The 16,153-nt window shown below is 65.5% G+C and carries 12 protein-coding genes, 1 tRNA gene and 1 pseudogene; 12 read left to right on the forward strand and 2 right to left on the reverse strand.

All coding sequences use genetic code 11. The annotated features are described in order from the left end of the window. Window positions 1-46 precede the first annotated feature (46 nt). Complete coding sequence (locus J2X52_RS14465; protein ID WP_310154785.1) at window positions 47-1,663, reverse strand: alpha-amylase family glycosyl hydrolase; 1,617 nt, start codon at window positions 1,661-1,663, stop codon at window positions 47-49. Window positions 1,664-1,861: 198 nt separating this feature from the next. Between J2X52_RS14465 and J2X52_RS14470 the strand changes: the two genes are divergently transcribed. Together J2X52_RS14470 and J2X52_RS14475 are read left to right on the forward strand one after the other, a co-directional pair. Then, window positions 1,862-3,349, forward strand: a complete 1,488-nt coding sequence (locus J2X52_RS14470) for an MFS transporter (protein ID WP_310154788.1) — start codon at window positions 1,862-1,864, stop codon at window positions 3,347-3,349. Window positions 3,350-3,371: 22 nt separating this feature from the next. Further along, window positions 3,372-5,105 (forward strand): alpha-amylase family glycosyl hydrolase, encoded by a 1,734-nt coding sequence (locus J2X52_RS14475; protein ID WP_310154791.1) that lies wholly within the window; start codon window positions 3,372-3,374, stop codon window positions 5,103-5,105. A gap of 171 nt (window positions 5,106-5,276) precedes the next feature. Here the strand turns inward: J2X52_RS14475 and J2X52_RS14480 are convergent, their stop codons facing one another. Then, complete coding sequence (locus tag J2X52_RS14480; RefSeq protein ID WP_310154793.1) at window positions 5,277-6,314, reverse strand: LacI family DNA-binding transcriptional regulator; 1,038 nt, start codon at window positions 6,312-6,314, stop codon at window positions 5,277-5,279. A 395-nt stretch (window positions 6,315-6,709) separates the two neighbouring features. Between J2X52_RS14480 and thrS the strand changes: the two genes are divergently transcribed. From thrS to J2X52_RS14530, 10 genes and pseudogenes are all read left to right on the forward strand, one after another. Next, the gene (gene thrS / locus J2X52_RS14485) at window positions 6,710-8,617 is read left to right on the forward strand and encodes a threonine--tRNA ligase (RefSeq protein ID WP_310154796.1); all 1,908 of its coding nucleotides are present in this window, start codon (window positions 6,710-6,712) and stop codon (window positions 8,615-8,617) included. A gap of 66 nt (window positions 8,618-8,683) precedes the next feature. Continuing rightward, window positions 8,684-9,232: a translation initiation factor IF-3 gene (gene infC / locus J2X52_RS14490; RefSeq protein WP_310154800.1), complete on the forward strand. Its 549-nt coding sequence runs from the start codon at window positions 8,684-8,686 to the stop codon at window positions 9,230-9,232. A gap of 380 nt (window positions 9,233-9,612) precedes the next feature. Continuing rightward, window positions 9,613-9,810, forward strand: coding sequence for a 50S ribosomal protein L35 (gene rpmI, locus J2X52_RS14495; protein WP_310154803.1), 198 nt, complete (start codon window positions 9,613-9,615; stop codon window positions 9,808-9,810). Between the two features lie 10 nt (window positions 9,811-9,820). Next, complete coding sequence (gene rplT / locus J2X52_RS14500) at window positions 9,821-10,180, forward strand: 50S ribosomal protein L20 (RefSeq protein ID WP_159678264.1); 360 nt, start codon at window positions 9,821-9,823, stop codon at window positions 10,178-10,180. Between the two features lie 146 nt (window positions 10,181-10,326). Next, a complete protein-coding gene (pheS, locus tag J2X52_RS14505; RefSeq protein ID WP_310154809.1) occupies window positions 10,327-11,322 on the forward strand; it encodes a phenylalanine--tRNA ligase subunit alpha in 996 nt (331 codons plus the stop codon). Between the two features lie 71 nt (window positions 11,323-11,393). Beyond that, the gene (gene pheT, locus J2X52_RS14510) at window positions 11,394-13,769 is read left to right on the forward strand and encodes a phenylalanine--tRNA ligase subunit beta (RefSeq protein ID WP_310154811.1); all 2,376 of its coding nucleotides are present in this window, start codon (window positions 11,394-11,396) and stop codon (window positions 13,767-13,769) included. Window positions 13,770-13,791: 22 nt separating this feature from the next. After that, the gene (locus tag J2X52_RS14515) at window positions 13,792-14,103 is read left to right on the forward strand and encodes an integration host factor subunit alpha (RefSeq protein ID WP_232114670.1); all 312 of its coding nucleotides are present in this window, start codon (window positions 13,792-13,794) and stop codon (window positions 14,101-14,103) included. Further along, on the forward strand, window positions 14,096-14,452 hold the full coding sequence (locus J2X52_RS14520) for a MerR family transcriptional regulator (RefSeq protein WP_096209477.1): 357 nt from the start codon (window positions 14,096-14,098) through the stop codon (window positions 14,450-14,452). The genes J2X52_RS14515 and J2X52_RS14520 overlap by 8 nt, the downstream gene beginning before the upstream one ends. 58 nt (window positions 14,453-14,510) lie before the next feature. After that, a tRNA-Pro gene (locus tag J2X52_RS14525) sits at window positions 14,511-14,587 on the forward strand. Window positions 14,588-14,846: 259 nt separating this feature from the next. Next, window positions 14,847-15,966 (forward strand): annotated as a pseudogene (locus tag J2X52_RS14530) (IS3 family transposase). The last annotated feature ends 187 nt before the right edge of the window (window positions 15,967-16,153 follow it).

Here is a 16,153-nt window from a genome sequence, read left to right on the forward strand (position 1 = left end):
ACCCGCTTCGCTCTATCGCGACGGCCTTCGTTCTCTTTCGCCTCGTTCAATCGAGCGCCGCGAACAACGCCGCATGTGCAGGTAGGCGCACCACCCCATCTTCGATGGTGCCGGCCACCAGACCATGACCGCCGCGTGCGCGCGCCGCGCCGAGATGTCTTGGCAATGGCCATGCCACGTCCGTTGCAGACAGGTTGAAGACCGCGAGCATCCGCGAACCGGCCTCGCCGCGCTCGAAGACCAGCAGCGGCTCGGGTGCATCGATGAATCGCTGCGCGCCGGCAATCAGCGCCGCGTGACCACGTCGCCAATGCAGGAAGCGCTGCGTACTGGCGAGCACCGACTGCGGATCCGCCTGCTGCACCGCCACGCTGCGCTGGCGATGCGCATCCGGAATCGGCAGCCATGGCGTGCCGCTGCTGAAGCCGGCATCGTCGGCATCGGTCCAGGGCATCGGCGTGCGGCAGCCGTCGCGTCCCTTGAAGTTCGGCCAGAAGGTGATGCCGTAGGGATCGCGCAATTGTTCGAACGGCACCTCGGCCTCGGGCAGGCCGAGCTCTTCGCCCTGGTACAGGCACACCGAGCCGCGCAGGCTGCAGACCAGGCCGACCATCTGCCGGGCGAAATCGGCGCTGGCCTCGGGCCCACCCCAGCGCGTGACCGCGCGCTGCACGTCGTGGTTGGAGATCGCCCAGCACGGCCAGCCGTCCATCGCGGCCTCCAGCGTCTCCACGGTGCCGCGGATGTAGCCTGCGCTGAAATCGTCGACCAGCAGCTCGAAGCTGTAGCCCATGTGCAGGCGACCGGGCCGGGTGTATTCGGCCGTCGTCGCCAGCGAATCCTCCGACGAGATTTCGCCGAGCGCGGCGACGTCGGTATAGCGGTCCATCAACGCCCGTAGCGCTTCGATGAATGCGATGTTCTCCGGCTGCGTGTTGTTGTAGTGGTGGTACTGGAACGCATAGGGATTGTCGGGCGAAAAACCACGGCCGATGCGCAGCGCTTCGGGCTTTGCCGGGTTGTCGCGCAGCTGCGCGTCGTGGAAGCAGAAATTGATCGAATCCAGGCGAAAGCCGTCGACGCCGCGGTCGAGCCAGAAGCGCACGTAATCGAGCGTCGCCTGCTGCACCTCCGGATTGTGGAAGTTGAGGTCGGGCTGGCTCGACAGAAAATTGTGCAGGTAGTACTGCCGGCGTCGCGGCTCCCACTTCCAGGCCGGACCGCCGAAGATCGAGAGCCAGTTGTTGGGTGGCGTGCCGTCGGGCTTCGCATCGGCCCACACGTACCAGTCGGCCTTGGCGTTGTCGCGCGATTCGCGGCTCTCGCGGAACCAGTCGTGGGCGTTCGAGGTGTGGCTGAAGACCTGGTCGATCATCACCTTCAGGCCGAGCGCATGCGCCTTGGCGAGCAGCGCATCGAAGTCGGCCAGGGTGCCGAACATCGGATCCACGTCGCACTGGTCAGCGATGTCGTAGCCGAAGTCCGCCATCGGCGAACGGAAGAACGGCGACACCCAGATCGCATCGACGCCGAGCGAAGCGACATGATCCAGCCGCGCGATGATGCCGGGCAGGTCGCCCACGCCATCGCCATCGCTGTCCATGAAGCTGCGCGGGTAGATCTGGTAGATCACCGCGCCGCGCCACCAGGGACTTTCGCTCATCGGAACTCTCGTCTCGCGCCGGACGGGGCGCGCAGCGAAAGTAGTGCATCGCACCTCGCCTGCGAAAGCACGCGGTGCCCCTGCCGGCAGTGAATACGTATGCAGGTCGCGGCGCGCGGCGAGACGCTCGCTACCATGCAGCCATGCACGCACCGGCGTTGGTGCGGGCAGCGGTCCTTGGGAGGGGAGTCGCAGCACATGCGCAACGCAAAACCGCAGCTGTCGTTCTGGCAGATCTGGAACATGTGTTTCGGCTTTCTGGGCATCCAGTTCGGATTCGCCCTGCAGAACGCCAATGTCAGTCGCATCTTTCAGACGCTCGGCGCGGACATGGAGCAGGTGCCCGGCCTGTGGATCGCCGCGCCCCTGACCGGCCTGCTGGTGCAGCCGGTGATCGGTTATTTCTCCGACCGCACGTGGACACGTCTCGGTCGTCGTCGTCCGTATTTCCTGTGGGGCGCGATCTTTTCCACGGGCGCGTTGCTGGTGATGCCGAATTCGCCGGAACTGTGGATCGCCGCCGGCACGCTGTGGGTGCTCGACGCGTCGCTCAACGTCTCGATGGAACCGTTCCGCGCCTTCGTCGGCGACCAACTGGCACCGAAGCAGCGGCCAAGCGGTTACGCAATGCAGAGCTTCTTCATTGGTGTGGGCTCAGTTGTCGCCAGTGCGCTGCCGTTCGTGCTGGCGAAGTTCGGCGTCGCCAATACCGCCGGCCCTGGCGAAGTGCCCGACACCGTGCGCTACGCGTTCTACTTCGGCGGCGCGGTGCTGCTGGGCGCGGTGCTGTGGACGGTGCTGCGCACGCGCGAGCATCCGCCCGAGGCGCTGGCCGCGTTCGATGATGCGCATCCGCCCGGCACGGTCGCGGGCGGCGATGTGCCCGTGCCTACAGCGATCGGCGGACTGCCCTGGCTGCTGGTCGGCGTCGCCGGCGTCTCGCTGGTCTGGGCGATGGGCTGGGACCGCATGCTGTACGTGCTGGCTGCATTGCCGCTGGCCTACGGGCTGCTACGGCAGATCGCGGCGCTGCGCGGTCGCGGCATGATCGCTGCGATCGCCGGCGACCTGCATGCGATGCCGACCACCATGCGTCAGCTCGCGGTCGTGCAGTTCTTCTCGTGGTTCGGCCTGTTCGCGATGTGGATCTACACCACCGCCGCCGTCGCGCAGACCCACTACGGCACCACCGATCCGCAATCGGCCGCCTACAACGAGGGTGCGAACTGGGTGGGTGTGCTGTTCGCCGCCTACAACGGCTTCGCCGCACTCGCGGCAGTCGCGATTCCGTGGATGGCGCGCGTGCTCGGTCTGCGCATGACCCATCTGGTGAACCTGTGGCTGGGCGGTGCGGGCCTGGTGTCGATCGCCTTCATCCGCGATCCGCAGTGGCTGCTGCTGTCGATGGCCGGCGTGGGCTTCGCCTGGGCCTCGATCCTGTCGCTGCCGTACGCGCTGCTGTCCGACAGCCTGCCCGCGCACAAGATGGGCGTGTACATGGGCATCTTCAATTTCTTCATCGTCATCCCGCAGCTGGTCGCGGTCAGCACGCTGGGCTTCCTGCTCGGCCACGTGTTCGGCGGCGCGCCGATGCGCGTGCTGATGCTCGGCGGCGCGAGCCTGGCGATTGCCGGATTGTTCGCACTGCGTGTGTCACGGCCGCTGTCGGAACAGATCACGCGATGACATCCACCACAGGAGTTTCTGCATGACCCGAACCTTGACCGTCGCCATTGCCGCGCTGCTGTGCGCGGGCTGCAGTTCCGCGGGCGGTGTCCGGGCGGGTCACGCAGCCGAAGAGGGCAGCGTGTACGGGACCCGCGAGCCCTTCGCCGCGCACGCGGTGTACTTCGTCGTGACCGATCGTTTCGTCAACGGCGACACATCGAACGACCAGCGCGAGCAGGGGGGGGCGCATCGCACCTTCGACATCCCGGTGCGCTGCCCGGATGGCATCGACGGCAACATCGGGTATCTCGGCGGCGACTTCCGCGGCGTGCTCGACAACGCCGGCTACATCCGCGACATGGGCTTCGGCGCGGTGTGGATCACGCCGATCGTCGACAACCCGGACGAGGCCTTCACCGGCGGCGATTCGGTCGAGTGCGGCAGCTCGCTGACCGATCGCGGCAAGACCGGTTACCACGGTTACTGGGGCACGAACTTCTACCGCGTCGACGAACACCTGCCGAGCGCCGACCTCGATTTCCGCGGCTTTACCGATGGCATGCGCGCCGCCGGGCTCAAGACCGTGCTCGACATCGTCGGCAACCATGGCGCGCCGTCGTGGACGATGCCGCAGGCGCAGCCCGGCTTCGGCCAGATCTTCGATGCCGAGGGACAGCTGATCGCCGATCACCAGAACCTGCCGCCGCAGCAGCTCGACCCCAAGGGCAATCCGCTGCACGCGTTCTACAACCCGACCGGGGTCGTCGATGCCAAGACCGGTTCGATCTTCGACGGCAATCTCGCCCAGCTGTCGGATTTCGACGCCGCCAATCCGGCCGTGTTCGACTACCTCGCCGGCGCCTATGAACAGTGGATCGGGCAGGGCGCCGACGCGTTCCGCATCGACACCATTGCCTGGATGCCGCACGCGTTCTGGAAGCGCTTCGCAGACCGCATTCGCGCGCAGAACCCCGGATTCTTCATGTTCGGCGAGGCCTTCGACTACAACGCCGACAAGATCGCCGAGCACACCTGGGCCGGCAATGGCGGCATGAGCGTGCTCGATTTCCCGATGAAGCAGGCGATGGACGAGGTCTTCGCCGGCGATGCGGGCTTCGAGCGCCTAGCGCCCGCGCTGCACCTTGAGCGCGGGCCCTACGCCAATCCCTACGATCTGGCGACGTTCTACGACAACCACGACATGCCGCGCATGGCGGCCAGCGATTCAGGTTTCATCGACGCCCACAACTGGCTGTTCACCGCGCGCGGCATCCCGGTCGTCTACTACGGCTCGGAAACCGGCTTCATGCGCGGTCGCGGCGAGCACGCCGGCAATCGCGCGTACTACGGACAGGCCCGTGTCGACGCGGGCGCGCAGAGTCCGATCCACGCTGCGCTGACCCGTATTGCGAACCTGCGCCGCGATACGCCCGCGCTGCAGCGCGGCCTGCAGCTGGTGCTCGAGCTCAACGGCGAACATGCCGCGTTCTACCGCGTGCTCGGCGATGGCGACGCGCGCCAGACCGCGCTGGTGCTGCTCAACAAGGGCGATGCACTGTGGCGGGCGACACTGACCGGCGACGAGATTTCGGCGGGGAGCTGGCGGGATGCGTTCGGTGCTGTTCCGGTCGCTGTCGATGCCGGGCTGCGCATCGATGTGCCTGCCCATGGGGTCCGCGTGCTGCTGCGCGATGACGTGGCGGTGCCTGACGCATTGCGCGCGCGGTTGCAGACGCTGATGGCCGGCCGGCATGGTGGTCCGGACGCGCGGTGATCGTGCTGCTGGTGCACTGAAGCGTTTTGCTATCCGGTAAGGCCTTCGCGCGCGAGCGCGCTCCTACAAGATCTGTCAGCCAACGACAGGCTCGCCCTTGTATCTGTAGGAGCGCGCTCGCGCGCGAGATGTTGCTTGCCCGGTAGTGCCTGTTCGCGCGCGAGCGCGCTCCTACAGGGGTTGTCTGCCCGTGGAATCGCGCACGACGAGCGACGTCGGCAGCCGCAGGCTCTCCGCCGGCTCGCCGACGACCAGCCGCATCAACGTATCGACCAGCAGCTCGCCGGCGGTCAGCGTGTCCTGCACCACGGTCGTCAGCGCCGGCGTCGTCATGCGCGCTGCGGGGATGTCGTCGAAGCCGGCGATGGCGAGGTCGCCCGGCATCCGCAGGCCGTGCTCGGCGAATGCGCGCATCGCGCCGATCGCGATCAGGTCGCTGGCCGCGAATACCGCATCGAACGGCTGCCCGCGCCGCAGCAGTTCGGTCGCCGCCGCATGGCCGGACTCTTCGGCACTCTCGGCATCGACCTGCAGCGCACGTTCCAATGGCAGTCCGCGTGCCTGCAATGCCGACTCGCAGCCGAGCCAGCGGTCGAGAAATTCCGGATAGCGGCTGGACGCATCGCCGAGAAATGCGATGCGGCGATGGCCCAGATCCGCCAAATGCGCGCCGACCAGCGCGCCGCCGCCTGCGTTGTCGCAGCCGATCGAGATGCCGGGCTGGTCGGGCAGCACCGCGCCCCAGCGCACGAACTGCGTGCCCTGTTCGACCAGCGTGCGCAGCTTGCCCTGGTAGGCGAGGTAGTCGCCGTAGCCGAGCAGGATCAGGCCGTCGGCCTTGTGGCTGTCGCCGTAGTCGGCATGCCAGTCGTTGGAAAGCTGCTGGAACGAGATGAGCAGATCCTGCCCATGGCGCGCGCAGGCGCGGGTGATCGAGCCGAGCATCGGCAGGAAGAACGGATTGATGTGCGACTGGTCGCTGGTCGGGTCCTCGAACAGCAGCAGCGCCAGCGTGCCCGATTGCTGGCGGCGCAGGTTCGAGGCGTTTTTGTCGACCTTGTAGTTGAGCTCGCTGGCGATCGCGAGAATGCGCTCGCGGGTTTCGCGATTGACCGACGGATGCCCGCGCAGCGCCCGCGACACCGTGGGCTGGGACACCCCGGCGATGTGGGCGATATCCAGGGAGGTCGGTTTGCCTTTGATCGTCATCGGGCCTGCGCGGGGCGGCGGGAACTCGATCGATGATGCCACGCGGCGGCTGGCCCCCTGTCGGCTGCAGCGCGTAACCTCGGGATCCGTAATCCGGCCGTCCATCGGGCGACTCCGGCGCGCCGGGCCCGCAGGCCGCGGTTCTCGGCTAGAATCGGCCGCTCCGCTCCATCAGGAACAGGTGGCCCGCGACCCCGCCGGCCGAGCGTGCGACATGAGCACTACCACCGCCCATTGCTGACCGTTCCGAGGCGTGCCACCAGGCGCCCTCGCGGCGCTTTTTTTGTGGCCGCCAAGCGGCCATGCGGATTTCTGGAGTGGGGGTGCGGATTGAACGTACCGAATTGCCGCCATTCCGGATCCCGAACCCCTCATTTCCAATCCCGGTTCTCGCCATGATCACGATCACGCTCCCCGACGGCAGCCGCCGCGAATTCGAACAGCCCGTTTCCGTCCTTGAGGTCGCCCAGTCGATCGGCCCGGGCCTGGCCAAGGCCACCGTCGCCGGCAAGGTCGATGGCCGCCAGGTCGACGTGTCCGACGTCATCGACCATGACGCCACGCTGCAGATCCTCACGCCGAAGGACGCCGAGGGCGTCGAGATCATCCGCCACTCCTGCGCCCACCTGGTCGGCCATGCGGTCAAGCAGCTGTACCCGGACGCGAAGATGGTCATCGGTCCGGTGATCGACGACGGCTTCTATTACGACATCTACAGCGAGCGCCCGTTCACGCCCGAGGACATGGCCGCGATCGAGACGCGCATGGCCGAGTTGATCGATACCGAGTACGACGTCATCAAGAAGATGACGCCGCGCGCCGAGGTCATCGAAACCTTCAAGGCCCGCGGCGAGGACTACAAGCTGCGTCTGATCGAGGACATGTCCGCCGACATCACTCAGATGGGCTTGTACCACCACCAGGAATACGTCGATATGTGCCGGGGCCCGCACGTGCCGAACACGCGTTTCCTCAAGGCGTTCAAGCTCACGCGCATCTCCGGCGCGTACTGGCGCGGCGATTCCAAGAACGAACAGCTGCAGCGCATCTACGGCACCGCGTGGGCGGATGCCAAGCAGCTCAAGGCCTATATCCAGCGCATCGAGGAAGCCGAGAAGCGCGACCACCGCCGCATCGGCAAGCAGCAGGAACTTTTCCACCTGCAGGAGGAAGCGCCGGGCCTGGTGTTCTGGCACCCGAAGGGCTGGGCGCTGTGGCAGGTCGTCGAGCAGCACATGCGCGGCGTCTACCGCGACAGCGGCTACGGCGAAGTGCGTTGCCCGCAGATCCTCGACGTGTCGCTGTGGCAGAAGTCCGGCCACTGGGACAACTACAAGGACAACATGTTCTTCACCGAGTCGGAGAAGCGCACGTACGCGGTCAAGCCGATGAACTGCCCGGGCCACGTGCAGATCTTCAATCAGGGCCTGCACAGCTACCGCGATCTGCCGATCCGCTACGGCGAGTTCGGCAGCTGCCATCGCAACGAGCCCTCGGGCGCGCTGCACGGCATCCTGCGCGTGCGCGGCTTCACCCAGGACGACGGCCATGTGTTCTGCACCGAATCGCAGATCGAATCCGAAGTCACCGCGTTCCATCAGCAGGCGCTGGCGGTGTATACGCACTTCGGTTTCGAGGACATCAACATCAAGATCGCGTTGCGTCCCGAGTCGCGTCTCGGCGATGACGCGACCTGGGACAAGGCCGAAGCCGCGCTGCGCAATGCGCTGTCGGCCTGCGGCGTCGCGTGGGAAGAACTCCCGGGCGAGGGCGCGTTCTACGGCCCGAAGATCGAGTACCACCTCAAGGACGCGATCGGCCGCACCTGGCAGCTCGGCACGATGCAGGTCGATTTCATGATGCCCGGGCGCCTAGGCGCCGAGTACGTGGACGAGCACAGCCAGAAGCAGGTGCCGGTGATGCTGCACCGCGCGATCGTCGGTTCGATGGAGCGTTTCATCGGCATCCTGATCGAACACCACGCCGGTGCATTCCCGGCCTGGCTGTCGCCGGTGCAGGCGGTGGTGATGAATATCACCGACGCCCAGGCGGATTTTGTCGAGGAAGTTCGGAAATCCCTTGCAAATCAAGGGGTCCGCATCGAGGCCGATTTGCGGAACGAGAAGATCGGCTATAAGATCCGCGAGCACACGCTGCAGCGGGTGCCGTATCTGATCGTGGTCGGGGACCGCGAGAAGGAAACCGGCGCCATTGCCGTTCGGACGCGCTCCGGGGAAGATCTGGGTACCATGCCGATCGACGACTTCGTTTCACGCCTTCGCGCCGAACACGCGGCAGCATGAGTCCTTCACCGGCGCGGGTCCATCATGGATCACGCCGGTCGCCCCGTTGGTTGACGAACCGGCGGTATGTTCCACATCGGAGATCGCAGTATTAGCACCCCTGACAACAAGCAGAATCGGCGCAACCAGGACATCCGCGTACCGCGGGTGCGCGTGATTGGTTCGGACGGAGAAATGCTCGGCATCCTGACGCGCGAAGAAGCGCTGAAGGCGGCTGAGGATGAAGCTCTGGATCTGGTGGAAATCCAGCCGAACGCGGATCCGCCGGTCTGCAAGATCATGGACTTCGGCAAGTTCAAGTTCGACCTGCAGAAGAAGGCGAACGAAGCCAAGAAGAAGACCAAGCAGCAGGAAATCAAGGAACTCAAGTTCCGGCCGGTCACCGATGAAGGCGACTACCAGATCAAGCTGCGCAAGATGCGCGGGTTCCTCGAGGACGGCGACAAGATCAAGGTCAACATCCGTTTCCGTGGCCGCGAGATGAGCCATCAGGAGCTGGGTCGCGAGATGGCATCGCGCATCGAGGCTGACCTGGGCGAAGACATCGTCATCGAATCGCGTCCGCGCCTTGAAGGCCGGCAGATGGTGATGATGATCGCGCCCAAGAAGAAGTAACCACGCGCTTTGCGCGTGGGCAGACCGTTCCTCTCGCCTGATGGGGGAGGGCGGATGAAGGGGCGCCGAAAGGCGCCTCTTTCAGTTTCAGGTCTTGGCGGCAAGCGAATCCAGCCTTCTGCTGTCGGACGGTGCTCGAAGTGCTCCATCGCTGGCTGGGGATGGGTGGCGCGGCGCTGCTTCGCCAAGCCGATGATTTGCAAGCGCAATCCCCGCGCGGCATAATGCGCGGCTCCCCGGTCCACTGGGGTGGCAGATTCATCCAGGACCCGCCTGGATTCCCTCGTGGGATCAAAGGCTTAAAACCGGCATGGGCAGGACGGAAAGCGTGGCGCCAGCCACCGCCCAGTCAGTACTCGTATCCCACAAGGACTCTCGCAATGCCCAAGATCAAGACGCACCGGGGCGCCGCCAAGCGGTTCCGGAAGACGGCGTCCGGCAAGTACAAGGCCGGCCACGCAAACCGTAGCCACATCCTCACGAAGAAGACGACCAAGCGGAAACGCGGTCTCCGGCAGACGAACATCATCTGCGCGTCAGACAGCGGTCGTCTCGATCGCATGCTTCCGTATCTCTGAGGACTGAACAATGGCACGAGTCAAACGTGGTGTGCAGGCACGCCGCCGTCACAAGAAGGTTCTCGGCCGCGCGAAGGGCTATTACAACGCCCGCCGCAAGGTCTTCCGCGTCGCCAAGCAGGCCGTCATCAAGGCCGGCCAGTACGCGTACATCGGTCGCAAGCTCAAGAAGCGCGATTTCCGCTCGCTGTGGATCACGCGTATCAACGCGGCCGCACGTCTGAACGGCATCAGCTACAGCCGCTTCATGAACGGTCTGCTCAAGGCCGGCATCACCCTGGATCGCAAGATCCTGGCTGACCTCGCGGTCAACGATGCAACCGGCTTTGCTGCGCTCGCCGAGAAGGCGAAGGGCGCGCTGGCGGCCTGAGGCCGTCGTCTCCACCGTAAAGCGGTACTGCCGCCGGATCCGTCCGGCGGTCACGTGGGGAAGGGCGCAAGTCCTTCCCCATTGTTGTTTGTGGCGCCGGACTTTCCGGGCGTGACATTCCCTATCAGTGACGGGCCAGCAGTGCGATGAGCGAAATCGACTCCCTTTCGAACCAGGCGCTTGCCGATATCGAGGCGGCCGCCACGCCGGAGGCGCTCGAAGCGCTGCGTGTCGGACTGCTCGGCAAGAGCGGCAGCATCACCGCGCAGCTCAAGGCGCTGGGCGCATTGCCGGGCGACCAGCGCAAGGCCGCCGGCGAGGCGATCAACCGCGCGCGCGATGTCATCGGTACCGCGCTGTCGACACGCAAGATCGCCCTCGACGACATCGCACTCGATGCGAAGCTGTCGTCGCAGACCATCGACGTGACCCTGCCGGGCCGCGACGGTGTGCGCGGCGGCGTGCATCCGATCAGCCGCACGCTCGAGCGCATCGCCGACATCTTCGGCCGCCTGGGTTACGAGCTCGCCGACGGTCCCGAGATCGAGGACGACTGGCACAACTTCGAAGCACTGAACTTCCCGCCGCACCATCCTGCGCGGGCGATGCACGACACGTTCTACTTCGGCGACGGCCGGCTGCTGCGCACGCACACCTCGGGTGTGCAGGTGCGCTACATGGGCGAGCACGCGCCGCCGCTGCGCATGATCGCCGCCGGCAAGGTCTACCGCTCCGACAGCGACCAGACCCATTCGCCGATGTTCCACCAGGTCGAAGGGTTGCTGGTCGACGAGCACGCGACGTTCGCCGACCTCAAGGGCACGCTGAGCGAGTTCGTGCGTGCGTTCTTCGAGCGCGATTTCGAAATGCGTTTCCGCCCCAGCTATTTCCCGTTCGTCGAACCCGGCGCCGAAGTCGACATCGCCTGGCAGCAGGCCGACGGCAGCACGCGCTGGCTTGAGGTGCTGGGCTGCGGCATGGTCCATCCGAACGTGCTGAAGGCCGTCGGCATCGATCCCGAGCGCTATACCGGCTTCGCCTTCGGCCTCGGCGTCGAGCGCTTTGCGATGCTGCGCTACGGCGTCGACGACCTGCGCGCGTTCTTCGACAACGACGTGCGCTTCCTGCGCCAGTTCGCCTGATCCGCGACGCGCCCGCCCCATTCCTGACAGACCGGCGCCATGCGCCGGGATGACGATTCGAAGAGATCGCCATGAAATTTTCCGAGAACTGGCTACGCCAGCACGTCAAGACCGATGCCAGTCGTGACCAGCTGGCGGCGACGCTGACCGCGATCGGACTCGAGGTCGAAGAGATCACGCCGCTGGGCGAGACGCTCGACGGCGTCGTCGTCGCGCGCATCGTCTCGGCCGAAAAGCATCCCGAAGCCGACCGCTTGCAGGTCTGCCAGGTCGATGCGGGCGGCCAGACGTTGCAGATCGTCTGCGGTGCGCCGAATGCGCGCCCGGGTCTTGTCGCACCACTGGCGACGATCGGCACCAAAGTCGGCACGCTGACGATCCAGGCCGCGCAGCTGCGCGGCGTCGATTCCAACGGCATGCTGTGCTCGGCCAGGGAACTCGGCATCGACGCCGACGCCTCCGGCCTGCTCGAACTGCCCGACGACGCGCCGATCGGTGCGCCGCTGGCCGAGTACCTCGGATTGCCCGACGCCACCATCGAACTCAAGCTCACGCCGAACCGCGCCGACTGCTTCGGCATCCGCGGCATCGCGTTCGACGTCGCCGCGGCCTGCGGCAGCGAAGTCGTCTCGCTCGATGCACCCGCGGTGCCGGCGACATCGGAGGCATCGCTGCAGGTCGTGCTCGACGCGGGCGCCGATGCGCCACGCTATCTCGGCCGTGTGATCGAAGGTATCGACGCGACGTGTCCGACGCCGTCGTGGATGGCCGAACGCCTGCGCCGCAGTGGCATCCGGCCGCTCAGCTTCCTCGTCGACGTCACCCAGTACGTGATGCTCGAGCTCGGCCAGCCGATGCATGCCTTCGACCGTGACCTACTCAAAGGCCCGGTCGGCGTGCGCCGTGCGCGCAAGGGTGAGACGCTCAAGCTGCTCGACGGGCGTGACGTGACGCTGGATGAGCAGTTCCTCGCGATCACCGATGCGGACCGCGTCGTCGCGCTGGCCGGCGTGATGGGCGGTTTCGACACGCGGGTGACCGACGGCACCCGTAACGTGTTCCTCGAGTCCGCGCATTTCGCGCCGGACGCGATCATCGGCCGCAGCCGCCGTCTCGGCCTGCACACCGATGCCGCGCACCGATTCGAGCGCGGCGTGGATCCGGAGCTGCCGCGCACCGCGATCGAATACGCGACGCGTCTGATTCTCGACGTCGCCGGCGGCGCGGCCGGTCCGGTGACTGCCGCGGAACTGGACGCGCATCTCGCGCAGCCGCGCACGATCGCGCTGCGTCGCGCGCGGCTGACGCGTGTGCTCGGCCTGACGGTCGAGGACGCGGAGATCGAACGCATCCTGCGCGCGCTTGGACTGGAGGTCGCCGCCGATGGCGAAGGCTGGCAGGTCACCGCGCCGACGCGCCGCTTCGATCTCGCGATCGAAGAAGATCTGATCGAAGAGGTGGTGCGCATCCACGGATACGACCGCGTGCCGACCACGCTGCCCGGTGGCGCGACGCGCATCGCCGCGCCCAGTGAAACCCGTGTGGCCGAGTCCGAGCTGCGCCGGCAGATGGTCGCGCGCGATTGCCTGGAGACGGTCAACTTCGCCTTCATCGATGCGTCGCTGCTCGCGACCTGGCAGGCGGATGCCGGTAGCGTGCCGCTTGCGAATCCGCTGAGCGCCGAACTCGGCGTCATGCGCACTGCGCTGTTGCCGGGACTGGTGTCCACGCTCGCGCGCAACCTTGCGCGCCAGCAGGAGCGCGTGCGCCTGTTCGAACTCGGCAAGGTGTTCGTGCAGGCGGACGCCGCCGGTGCCGCGCCCGTCGAGACCTTGCGCTTGGCCGCCGCGATTGCCGGCGATGCCGGCGCCGAGCAGTGGGGCGATGCAACGCGCCCGGTCGATTACTTCGATCTCAAAGGTGATCTGGAAGCGCTGGCCGCAGTCGCTGGCGCGCAGCTGACGTTCGCGCGTTCGACCGCGCCGCACGGCCATCCCGGCCGCTCGGCCGATGTGCTGCGTGACGGCGCGCGCGTCGGCTGGATCGGCGAACTGCATCCGCGGCTGCTGCGCACGCTCGACATCGACGTGCCGGTGGTGGCGTTCGAACTTGACGCCGCTGCGCTGCAGGCACGTCCGCTGCCGCGCGTGACCGGCTTGTCGAAGTTCCCGTCGGTGCGTCGCGATCTGGCAATCGTCGCGCCGGAGTCGGTCGACTGGGCCGCGCTGGAGACCACCGTGCGGGCAGCCGCAGGTCCGCTGCTGGCCGATGTGCGCCTGTTCGACCGTTATGCCGGTCAGGGGGTCGAAACCGGGTGCAGGAGTCTCGCCATGGGCTTGATTCTGCAGGAAAATTCGCGCACTCTGACCGATCGCGATGTCGATGCCGTCGTTGCGGATGTTGTGGCCGCGCTCGCGCGCGAACACGACGCCAAGATCCGGGGCTGAGGCCTCACAGGGGGATTGCTGCGTGGCACTGACGAAGGCGGACATGGCCGAGAAGCTCTACGAGGAAGTCGGCTTGAACAAGCGCGAGGCGAAGGAATTCGTCGATGCCTTCTTCGACGTGCTGCGCGATGCCTTGCAGCAAGGCCGTCAGGTCAAGCTGTCGGGTTTCGGCAACTTCGACCTGCGCCGCAAGAACGAGCGCCCCGGTCGCAATCCCAAGACCGGCGAGGAGATCCCGATCTCCGCGCGTACCGTGGTGACCTTCCGCCCGGGACAGAAGCTCAAGGAACGTGTCGAGGCCTATACCGGCTCGGTGGGCGCGGCCCATGCTTGACCCGGGCAGCAACCGCGAACTGCCGCCGATTCCGGCGAAGCGTTACTTCACCATCGGTGAGGTCAGCGAGCTGTGCGACGTCAAGCCGCATGTGCTGCGTTACTGGGAAACCGAGTTCCCGAGCCTCGAGCCGGTCAAGCGTCGCGGCAATCGGCGCTACTACCAGCGCCATGACGTGCTGATGGTGCGACAGATCCGCGGGTTGCTCTACGAACAGGGCTACACCATCGGCGGTGCGCGTCTGCGTCTGGAAGGTGAAGGCGCGAAGCAGGAATCGGCGCTCAGCAATCAGATCGTGCGCCAAGTGCGTATGGAGCTCGAGGACGTGCTGCAATTGCTGAAGCGCTGAGTGCGCCGCACAACATAGATGGGCGAAACGTCCGCCAGACGGTATAATTTCGAGATTCCGGGGTATAGCGCAGCCTGGTAGCGCACTTGTCTGGGGGACAAGTGGTCGTCGGTTCAAATCCGGCTACCCCGACCAATTTAAGGTTTGAAATCAGCGGCTTGCAGCTTCCACTGCAGGCCGCTTTTTCGTTGCAACCCTATCGCAACCCCAAAAAAGTCAGTCAGAGGAACGCGAGGCGCTGGCTGAAGGTGTTACGAGTACAAGCGAAGGGTCAGTTACGCAAAAAAGAAGGCCTCTACTGGAGGTGACCTCCTCCTTGACCTCCTCCCTGTAATTCGGACCAGCCAGAAGTAGAGGATTCGGCGACACTCCGCCCTAAGGAGGGCCAGTCGCCATGAAGAAGTCCAAGTTCACCGAAAAGCAGATCGCGTTCGCCCTGAAGCAGGCCGAGAGCGGCACGACCGTAGAGAGATCTGCCGCAAGATGGGCATCAGCCAGGCCACGTTCTACGCGTGGCGTAAGAAGTTCGGCGGGCTTGGCGTAGCCGAATTGCGTCGCCTCCGTCAGCTCGAGGAAGAGAATCGAAGGCTCAAGCAGTTGGTCGCGGATCTGAGCCTGGACAAGGTCATGCTGCAGGACGTCTTGTCAAAAAAGCTCTAAGGCCCACGCAGCGCAAGACGCTCGTGGGCCATTTAATCGACCGTTACCGCATCGGCGTGCGCCGAGCTTGCGCGGTGGTCAAGCAGAGCCGTTCGGCGTGGTACTACCAGCCCCGGGAGAACGATGACGCGCTGCTTCGCAGGATCGAGGAGATCGCCGCTGTGCGGGTCCGCTATGGCTTCTGGAGGATCTTCGTGCTGTTGCGTCGGGAAGGCTGGAAGGTCAACCACAAGCGCGTATACCGGTTGTACTGCCAGGCCGGGCTCAACCTGCGGCGCAAGCGGCCACGGCGCCGCAAGGCTGCGGCACATCGTCTTGAGCGCACCGTGCTGACGGCTCCCAACCAGGTCTGGAGCATGGACTTCGTCGCTGACGCCTTGTTCGACGGGCGTCGCTTCCGGGCCCTGACGGTCGTGGACAATTTCACGAAGGAGAGTCTGGCCATCGAGGTCGACCAGCAACTCAAGGGCGAGGACGTGGTGGCAGTGATGGAGCGGCTACGCCACCAGCGTGACCTGCCGCAGCGCATCCAGACCGACAACGGCAGCGAGTTCATCTCGATCGTGATGGATCGCTGGGCTTACGACCACGGCGTGACCATGGACTACTCCCGTCCCGGCAAGCCCACCGACAACCCGTTCATCGAATCATTCAACGGCAGCTTCAGAGACGAGTGCCTCAACACCCACTGGTTTCTGTCGTTGGGCGACGCTCGCCAGAAGATCGAGAGCTGGAGGGTCGATTACAATCATTTCCGGACCCACTCGTCGATCGGAGATGTCCCGCCGGCAGAATTCGCGGCTACTTTCATTCCCCAACCCAAGGCCGAATTTTCCAGTTCCGGCCGGGCCTAACGCGGGGAGGAGGTCACGGCCCAGACGCCGCCAACCGGACAGTGTGCTGTCAACGGGCAGGAGTCGATCGTTGAATAAAATTGGGGTCAGCGTGGAGTGCCCCGGGTTTCTCGGACAAGGAACCTAGGGCACATACCCTAGGCGATTGAACTGCTTTTCGTATTGATCAGGCGATTTGTAACCCAGC

Origin of the sequence: Luteimonas sp. 3794 (assembly GCF_031456825.1) — a bacterium.
Taxonomy (GTDB): domain Bacteria; phylum Pseudomonadota; class Gammaproteobacteria; order Xanthomonadales; family Xanthomonadaceae; genus Luteimonas.

Excerpts from the sequence above, each read along its gene's own strand:
- J2X52_RS14465 (WP_310154785.1), bottom strand. The coding sequence starts at position 1,663 with ATGAGCGAAAGTCCCTGGTGGCGCGGCGCGGTGATCTACCAGATCTAC.
- J2X52_RS14470 (WP_310154788.1), top strand. The coding sequence starts at position 1,862 with ATGCGCAACGCAAAACCGCAGCTGTCGTTCTGGCAGATCTGGAACATG.
- J2X52_RS14475 (WP_310154791.1), top strand. The coding sequence starts at position 3,372 with ATGACCCGAACCTTGACCGTCGCCATTGCCGCGCTGCTGTGCGCGGGC.
- J2X52_RS14480 (WP_310154793.1), bottom strand. The coding sequence starts at position 6,314 with ATGACGATCAAAGGCAAACCGACCTCCCTGGATATCGCCCACATCGCC.
- thrS (WP_310154796.1), top strand. The coding sequence starts at position 6,710 with ATGATCACGATCACGCTCCCCGACGGCAGCCGCCGCGAATTCGAACAG.
- infC (WP_310154800.1), top strand. The coding sequence starts at position 8,684 with ATGTTCCACATCGGAGATCGCAGTATTAGCACCCCTGACAACAAGCAG.
- rpmI (WP_310154803.1), top strand. The coding sequence starts at position 9,613 with ATGCCCAAGATCAAGACGCACCGGGGCGCCGCCAAGCGGTTCCGGAAG.
- rplT (WP_159678264.1), top strand. The coding sequence starts at position 9,821 with ATGGCACGAGTCAAACGTGGTGTGCAGGCACGCCGCCGTCACAAGAAG.
- pheS (WP_310154809.1), top strand. The coding sequence starts at position 10,327 with ATGAGCGAAATCGACTCCCTTTCGAACCAGGCGCTTGCCGATATCGAG.
- pheT (WP_310154811.1), top strand. The coding sequence starts at position 11,394 with ATGAAATTTTCCGAGAACTGGCTACGCCAGCACGTCAAGACCGATGCC.
- J2X52_RS14520 (WP_096209477.1), top strand. The coding sequence starts at position 14,096 with ATGCTTGACCCGGGCAGCAACCGCGAACTGCCGCCGATTCCGGCGAAG.